The sequence below is a fragment of the Cryobacterium sp. Hh38 genome, assembly GCF_004403235.1.
GTDB classification, from domain to species: Bacteria; Actinomycetota; Actinomycetes; order Actinomycetales; family Microbacteriaceae; genus Cryobacterium; species Cryobacterium levicorallinum.
Genome location: NZ_SOHD01000021.1, coordinates 1 through 7,577, shown reverse-complemented (window position 1 = coordinate 7,577; position 7,577 = coordinate 1). Strand labels below are relative to the sequence as shown.

Genomic DNA, 7,577 nt, shown 5'->3' with positions numbered 1-7,577 from the left:
TCACCAGCTTCACGGCCTCGTCTTTGTACTCAGGAGTGAACTCCCGGCGTGTCTTTCCCATGTGAACATTCTCTCTTGTGAGGTGTCCACTCAACGGGGGCAGGGCCAGGATCAAAGTTCACCGGTCAACAGTGGCTAAGCGGGCTGCTTCCCGAAGTAACCTCGGCGCGCAGGGTCCTCGCATCCGCCGACCGTCTGCTCCGTCAGGATGGCACCCTGGAGCGCGATCTTGACGCCGTGCTGGCTACCTACTCGATCGGCGTCGAACGACTGATGAAGCTTGCACTCGGGACCGCAGCGGTGTCCAGAGGTGAGGGCTGGCCGAAGACCATGGGTTTCACTCGCGACGGGTGGGGCCACGCGCTGGACGAGATGGATGCTCGGCTGCGCGCCACGCTCAGAGAAGTAGTGGCCGCGGGAGACTGGGAGCACAAGCGGCTCCTTGAGACTTGGACCTGCACCCTGGACAGCGACCCGGTCTGGGCCGCTGTGATCCGCACTTTGAGGAACTACGCGGATGCCGGTCGCTATCACCACCTGGACCAGATCCGCGGCGGAGAGGTCAAATCCCGATCGTCACGCGAGATGTGGGAAGAGGTGGAGCGAGTCGCGATCGACAGCAACGAATCACTCTCGGCCCACTATCAACGAGTGCTCGATGGGGCCGACTTCGATCCTTTTGAGCTGGAGCTGCGATCGGCCGTCGCGGACGCGATCAAGCGCTGGGTGAGCATCATCTGCCTGTTCGGCTTTCATGGGGTACTTGGAGACGACTGGCGCGTCATCGGCGCCGACGCACTGCCTGACGATGCAGTGCCAGTTCGTGTCCTTCGAGAGTGTGAGGCGGTTTAGGTGCCGACGATTTTGTGGCATCGCGGACTATACGCCGGTCGGCCTGCGAGTAAGAGTGCGGCTCTGTCAAGGGTTTCTGCGGAGTGCCGTCATCTTCGATCTTCCCTGATCACTGGCGTTTTTCGCTGCTAGCGGCTTTCACTGGTTGTCACTGAATTTGCGGGATAGATGCGGAGTTCGACGGCAGATTCAGGTGGGCGCGCTCGGCCCTATGCTGATCCCAGAACCCATCGTTTCGGTCAGTTAGATACCCACTGAGCACGACTTCTGACAACCTTTGGCCCCGCTACAGTTCGCTAGGCTCGACGCCATGCTGCTCGATGACGACACGATTACGCCCACAGCTCTCGCCGAGGACCTCAGAGTGGATCCGCATCAGGTGCGTGGGTGGGGCTTCGCGCAAACGGAATCCGCTCAGAGGTAGAACGGTGGCAGCGTTGGAGCCTGACCACCGATCAGGCTGACCTCGTCCGCAAACACTTCGGCAACGCAGGGGCCGTCGAGGCAGAATCGCGACAGGCCTTCATCGGGGAGGGCTGGACCGTCGGACAGCTGCTTGGCACATATGCCTCAATACTCGAGGAACTGCGCAAGCGCGGTCTTGTTCGGACGAACAACGCTCCCGTCGGTGACCTGGCGGAGTATGCGGCAGGGATTGTGTATGGAGGTGCGCTGGCACCGAATTCTGAGAAGGCCTACGATCTGATCGCATCAGACGGCCGACGCATCCAGGTCAAGGTTCGTAACATTCGTCCTGAGACGAGCCCGTCGGCTGTCTTTTCCGTGATCCGCTCATTTGGATTCGACGCGTGCATTTTCGTGCTCATCGACACTCTGAATGATCGGGTGCAGGGCGCCTTTGAGCGGACTGCTGCTGAGGTTCAGGAATTCGGAGTCCACCGCGAGCACACCAATGGAATCGCGATCCGTGTCGGCCAGGCTCGCCGGCACGGTATCGATCTCACGGATCAGGTCGACGAAGCATGGCGGGAGATGCTGGCATCGGTGCGAACCTACTCGTGGGCCTCAACTGTGACGGAAGTCCGGAGGATGCTCACGTGGGGCAGTGCAGTTAGCGGGAAGGCCGACGGGCCGATGGCGATCCAGCCATGCGCACGGCCAGCCTCACCACGGCTATTTCCCTGACTTCCAAAATTTCCGACGTCGTAGTGTCAAACTTTCAAGATGACAGCCGATGCCGAATCGATCCCACTCCTCGTTACTCTTGGTCACTCCGGTGACGGTATGTTCAACCTTCGCTTCCCACCGGAGTATAGGGACGAGATTCTGTCCCTCCTCGATGACAACGGCATCGAACACGGCACCACCATGGAGTTCTCCGCGGGCACAGACCTGGCAATCGAGGCCGTGAAGTTTCTCGGTGCGGGCGGAGGGCTGGTGGCCATCTCATTGATGATCAAGACGTTCGTGCAACGGCACAATGGCAAGCGAGTCATCCTCAAGCGCGGCGAGTTTAAAATAGAGGTTGCCGGCTTCTCGGAGAAGAAAACAGAGCAGTTCCTTCAGACGATGGCGACTGAGCAAGCTCAGCGGGACGCTGAGTGGCGCCGGGTGGTCGGAAAGATGCCAGTGGACGAAAACGACTGACCGGTCACCGCATGAGCCACGGCGACTGGTGTTCCTGATTCTAGAAGTAGGTGATTCCGCAAGAGGTTCGATGCCTTGGACGCTGGCCCGGCCGCGACGCCCAGAAACGACCGATTGCGGGCTGTAGTAATGCACCTCACGTCTGGGATAGCGGGGCGCGTTCGTAGTCCTCGCGAAGGAGGTCAGTATGCGAGACTTCGACCGTGATCTCAGATTCCGTGCCGTGGCGAGAAGAGCTGCTTAAGGTAGCTATCGCGCTGGAACGACGGGCTGAACTGAAGCGATGGACAACAAGGACGGGGTTCCTCGTCGAGCGTGACCTCATGGTCGGCATGTTCACCATCCGGCGCCTGATCGAGTCCGCGAAAACGTCGTCACTGCTGTCACGCGAACGAGTGTCCTTCGGGATGCATCCTCTGACGGGTCGTGTTCCCGGGATCTATGACCGGTGGGCGTACTGGGAGTACTACGACATGGATTCGAAGCGCCAGACCGAGTTGACCGTTCAGGAGCTGGTCAGCTTGTTCATTCACTCCTTCGTTCTCGAGTTCTATCCTCAATCGGAGCATGGACCAGCGACGATCTGGGTCGTGTCTGACCATGATCGGCATAAATGGCTCTACTCGATCTCGTTCGCGAGGGTCGCCGCGCTCTTCCGGAGAGTTGGCAACGAGGACGTTATTTACATGGAGGGCCCGTTGGACCAGACCATCACGCGGTTGTCGCAGCACGACTATGTGGACGCCGGGCTGGCGCAATACGACCCCTACCCGTTCGTCGAGAAGCGGGCTGCCTCACGCGACACGCTCGTTGGTGCATTCCCGTCGCTGTTGGGCGGGCGGGAGCATGCTTGAGCACGTCCGTCCCGTCATGGTGGCTGGTACCCGCTCGAGATGGGGGCCGATTGTTGCGACTCATATCGTGCGTACTTGCATGCGAACGGGGTCCTCGTCACGTGCGGCGCGGAACCCGCTGCGGCCGGGTGCCGCGTCCGGATGGCGGATCTCGAGGCCAAGCACGGGTGCGCGCGTAGTGTTGCCGTCATGGACGATGAACTGGGTGTGCCGAACTGCGAACGATGCCTGGTGCCCATGGTGATCGAGAGCACCGACGAGGGCCCCTACTGGTGCTGCCCCGAGTGCCGCATCGTTCGGCTCGCTTGACGACCCTCTCCCTGATGGCGCTCAGAAGGGAACAGGACGATCCCATTGCTGACGAGGCCGGGGGAGAGCTAGTTTCAACTGCATGTGCGGCAGATACGTGGTCCCCAGCAACACTGACGAGTTGCTGAGCGTCTTCGACGCCACCGGCGACAACGCCGCCGACTGGCAGCCCTCGTACAGCGTCGCCCCCACGAACCGGGCGCCCATCGTGCGCGAATGGATCCACGACGAAACAGTGCAGTAACACAGCTGGAGCGCTGAACGGTTGTCGCGTTAAAGGCACCTGAGGGCGAATCCTCAACGGGCGAGTCATACGGGCACGTCCCGCCCAAGCGCGATGCGCAACCCAGTCGTCGCGGGGGAGAGTCCGCAGGGCGTCCCGCATACGGGCGGCGGGGCGGAAGTAAACGCTTCTTGCACCGTGCCTAATGCCATTGGTGCGTGCGTGAACGATCCGCAACTAGAAACCCCCGCTGCGATCATTGCTACCTGACAGTCAGCGGTTCACACCATTCCTTGGCTTCTAAACGCCGCTCGCCAGCAGGCGGTTGCACGGGCGCATGCGCCGAGTTGAGGTATCCCGTATCGCCTGACTGGGTGAAAAAGGCGGGCCACCCGTGCCCTGCACCGGGCGTTTTTTTGGCCCTGTTTTCAGTCGGCATCAACGGTGTTCTGCACCCGATACACCCAGAAGGATTGGCACCAGCGCCTTGGCTTTGGGGTTCACGCCGATGCGATTATGGACCACATCGTGCACAACACCATCTGGGTTGAGACCGGCGGCCACAATATGCGAGAACACACCGTCGGCAAGGTTACAGCATAACCGCTCGCGCGGTCGGGCGCCAGCGGCCGCCGACCGCGCGACAGTCTGGCGCCGGGCGCCAATATCTCAGGCCCCCGGAAGCAATCTTGACTGGCCCTCAAACCTGCAAATACTCAGAAGGGTGTCGAGGTCCCGCTCCTGGGCAACTGAGTATCCCGAAACGGTACTTGTTCGAATTACCGTTATGCCCCATTTATTTTATTCGTACCCTGCGCGCGGCGTATTTGTGTAGTGCAGACAGAGTGAAGTCTTCTCATGAGTCGTCACGGTTCTCTCGAATGACCGCTGAGGCGTACCGGCTTATTCGTGCGTAGTTCGCACGGAGTAGGGCGTGAATGGTCGTTACCCGAGTGCGGGTGCTTACGATATGAGCGGGTATCTAATAAGACGGTCTGAATTGGACGGTGCTGTAGTACCTCGGCGATTAGAGATCTGTGGGGGGAAAATCGTCAGTCCACTGACGTGCGGAGGAACTGGCGGCGGCATTGCTGTCGGAAGGTTTTGGGCGACGCTGATGAATGGTTTCGCCTTCGGGCAGATACACGACGGTGGGGATACCGGCGTCAGATTGTTTGACGGACGAGATCCAGATTGCTTCTGTGTGGATATCTACGCCCGCTCGGACATCTTCTGCCGTGCGTAGTTTGGCTACTCGGTGGATGAGACCACAGAAGCCAAGTTTCACGACGATATCGGCCGTACAAAGAATAATGTGGATCGACGTTGTCCAGGGTCCGCCGGCAAAGAGAATCTGAATCAGGTAGGCCAGCGGGTATACCGCCCACCCGGACATAAGGAAGATTGTCGCTGTTTTGAGTAGTGATGCAGCTTCCGGGGTGAGCTGAGGCAACGAATGGCGAATAGCTCGAATGAGTATTACCGCTGTGATGATCCAGAACACGGTGCTGATAGCGCCCCAGATAATGAGAGAGCCCACGCTGCGACCGTCGCCGATGACGACCGCGCCGAGAAATCCGGTGAAGATCATGAGAAATGCTCCCGCAACGGCTGCGAGGCGAGTTCGGCGAGCTGATACGCCACTGAGAGTTGCGACGGAGAGCAGTTCAATTGATAACAGTGGGACAGCGATGGACCATTCCACATATCGGGGAGCGATGGTCATGATCGCTTCCGAATTCGGAACCCACAACGACCCAACGTGATCGTATCCGGAAGTGAACGCTAGCACCATAAAAACGTACGATAGCGTCGCGACGAGCATGATACCCGATCGCGCCACCACCGCGGTCCGGTACCGGGGGCCAACCTCCCCGCGAGTTAGCCATGTTCGAGCTAGCCCGAACAAGAGAGCTGATCCGGTGAGGGCCAGAAAGTAAAAAATGAGCGAGTGCTCAGCCTGGGTCAGGGAAGCCTCCCAGGGGGCAGAAATCATGTCAGTCATAAGCATTTCTTCACAGAGTTGATGACAAAGAACATCGTGAACACCTGAAGCTGGTGCAGCTTGAAAATGCAAACATACCCGTTAGCGCCGGTGTCCAGCCGGGACAGTTGCAGATAACGGCGTCGTGTTGGCCATGTCTGGTTCGGCGCTGAAAAACATGCCACCTGGGCTATTGGCTGAGAGCATCAGAGTATCTATCCAGGCACGGTTTATTGTGGAAGCTCGGTTACCAGAAAAAAGAAAAATGAGGGTGCTACTGGGATCCAACCAAATACTTGTCCGACCACTCCCTGTTTTCTTATCTGCAACCCAGCTGAAAATGAAACTCTCTCGCCTGCGCAACTTCGCCACAATCACAATCTGTAAGTGATGAAGGGCACGGTCATCGAAGTCAATATCCGTTGCAGACGAGCCGTACCGTAAAGTTCCCATTGTCCCATTCTACCGAGTAGCAAATAACCCGTCTGGGGCGTGTAGTTCGATGGGACTAACTCACCCCCAAGGCCGTCGCGCTCCGGAACTTTGAGGCCATACTGCCGGGATGTGTATTTATCACCACAGTTCAGGGCCTCTCGTTCGCGACCAGCGCTCTGAGAGGAACTGTCTCTTAAACCGTGTTTCCGGCCTGACGCGCTGACGTGGGCTTGGCGGGAAAGGTGCCGTGATGACGACTCTTGATGCTGTGACGAAGAAGACGAAATCTGATCCGACCCGTGAGGCGGTGGCGGCGAAGAAATGGGTGAGCGAAGGAGCAGGGCCTGACCCTGGATGGTCCCAATGGGCTGCTGGGCCAGTTCACCAAAACCTTTCTCGAGACCGCGCTGAACGAGGAAATGACCAAGCACCTCGGCCGTGAGAAGAATTATACCCCGCACGAACGTGACGATACGAATGTGCGCAACGGGACCCTCGCCAAAACGGTGATCAGCCCCACGACCGGGCCGGTGACGATCCAGGTGCCTCGTGACCGGGACGGGACGTTCACTCCGGTGATCGTGCCGAAACGACATCGCCGCCTGAGCGGGGTCGATGAGGTTGTGCTGTCGTTGTATGCCCGCGGCCTCACGACCGGGGAAATCAGCGCGCACTTCAACCAGATCTATGGCGCCCAAGTCTCGAAAGAGACCGTCTCCCGCATCACGGACAAAGTGGTCGAGGAAATGCAAACGTGGCAGTCCCGCCCCTTGAACGGCGGGCAGTTTCTAGGNTTAGTTCTGTGTCCTAATCGTCTCATGGCCTGGTGGGGTGTGCGGTCTTTGAGGCAGGCTCTGGGTCGACCGTTAAGTTCGTCGGCCACAGCGTTGAGGTGATCTTGGTCCCACTGGCTGAGGTCAGTCCCCTTCGGGAAATATTGGCGCAGGAGCCCATTGGTGTTTTCATTAGTCCCTCGCTGCCACGGCGAGTGCGGGTCGGCAAAGTAAATACGAAGCCCAGTCTTCGTCTCGATGCGCTTGTGATGGAACATTTCGTTACCTTGATCCCATGTCAGCGTGCGCCGGAGCGACGACGGCAGGCTCGAGAACGCACCAATGAGTGCGTCACCGACGGTTTGTGCGCTGTGGTCGCTCTGGAGAAAGACGAGGATCGTCATGCGAGTCTTGCGTTCCACGAGCGTGGCAATTGCTGAGCCGTTACTGGAGCCCAAAATGAGGTCTCCTTCCCAATGCCCGGCTTGGAGCCGGGATTCGACGTGTGCTGGGCGTTCGTGGATGGAGCACATTACGGT

Annotated in this window: 7 protein-coding genes and 2 pseudogenes; 7 read left to right on the top strand and 2 right to left on the bottom strand. The window is 58.9% G+C overall.

Features of this window, described 5'->3' with window-relative positions; translation table 11 throughout:
- The first annotated feature begins 237 nt into the window (after window positions 1-237).
- The 6 genes from E3T41_RS07205 to E3T41_RS18195 all read left to right on the top strand — a co-directional run bounded on the left by E3T41_RS07205 (window position 238) and on the right by E3T41_RS18195 (window position 4,449).
- Window positions 238-852: a hypothetical protein gene (locus tag E3T41_RS07205; protein ID WP_134477898.1), complete on the top strand. Its 615-nt coding sequence runs from the start codon at window positions 238-240 to the stop codon at window positions 850-852.
- A gap of 387 nt (window positions 853-1,239) precedes the next feature.
- Window positions 1,240-1,998: a hypothetical protein gene (locus E3T41_RS18125; RefSeq protein ID WP_174775286.1), complete on the top strand. Its 759-nt coding sequence runs from the start codon at window positions 1,240-1,242 to the stop codon at window positions 1,996-1,998.
- A gap of 39 nt (window positions 1,999-2,037) precedes the next feature.
- Entirely contained in the window at window positions 2,038-2,460 is a 423-nt protein-coding gene (locus E3T41_RS07195) for a hypothetical protein (protein ID WP_134477896.1), read from the top strand.
- Window positions 2,461-2,663: 203 nt separating this feature from the next.
- Window positions 2,664-3,314 (top strand): hypothetical protein, encoded by a 651-nt coding sequence (locus E3T41_RS07190; protein WP_134477894.1) that lies wholly within the window; start codon window positions 2,664-2,666, stop codon window positions 3,312-3,314.
- 391 nt (window positions 3,315-3,705) lie between these two features.
- Complete coding sequence (locus tag E3T41_RS07185) at window positions 3,706-3,867, top strand: SOS response-associated peptidase family protein (RefSeq protein WP_134477892.1); 162 nt, start codon at window positions 3,706-3,708, stop codon at window positions 3,865-3,867.
- Window positions 3,868-4,290: 423 nt separating this feature from the next.
- Window positions 4,291-4,449 (top strand): hypothetical protein, encoded by a 159-nt coding sequence (locus tag E3T41_RS18195; protein ID WP_166787545.1) that lies wholly within the window; start codon window positions 4,291-4,293, stop codon window positions 4,447-4,449.
- Window positions 4,450-4,873: 424 nt separating this feature from the next.
- On the opposite strand, the gene E3T41_RS07180 is transcribed toward E3T41_RS18195, so the two are convergent.
- On the bottom strand, window positions 4,874-5,842 hold the full coding sequence (locus tag E3T41_RS07180; protein ID WP_241991064.1) for a bacteriorhodopsin: 969 nt from the start codon (window positions 5,840-5,842) through the stop codon (window positions 4,874-4,876).
- Between the two features lie 752 nt (window positions 5,843-6,594).
- On the opposite strand from E3T41_RS07180, the pseudogene E3T41_RS18450 reads away from it, so the two are divergent.
- Window positions 6,595-7,044: pseudogene (locus E3T41_RS18450) on the top strand (transposase); the annotation flags it as partial.
- A gap of 38 nt (window positions 7,045-7,082) precedes the next feature.
- Here the strand turns inward: E3T41_RS18450 and E3T41_RS07165 are convergent.
- A pseudogene (locus E3T41_RS07165) lies at window positions 7,083-7,577 on the bottom strand (IS30 family transposase); the annotation flags it as partial.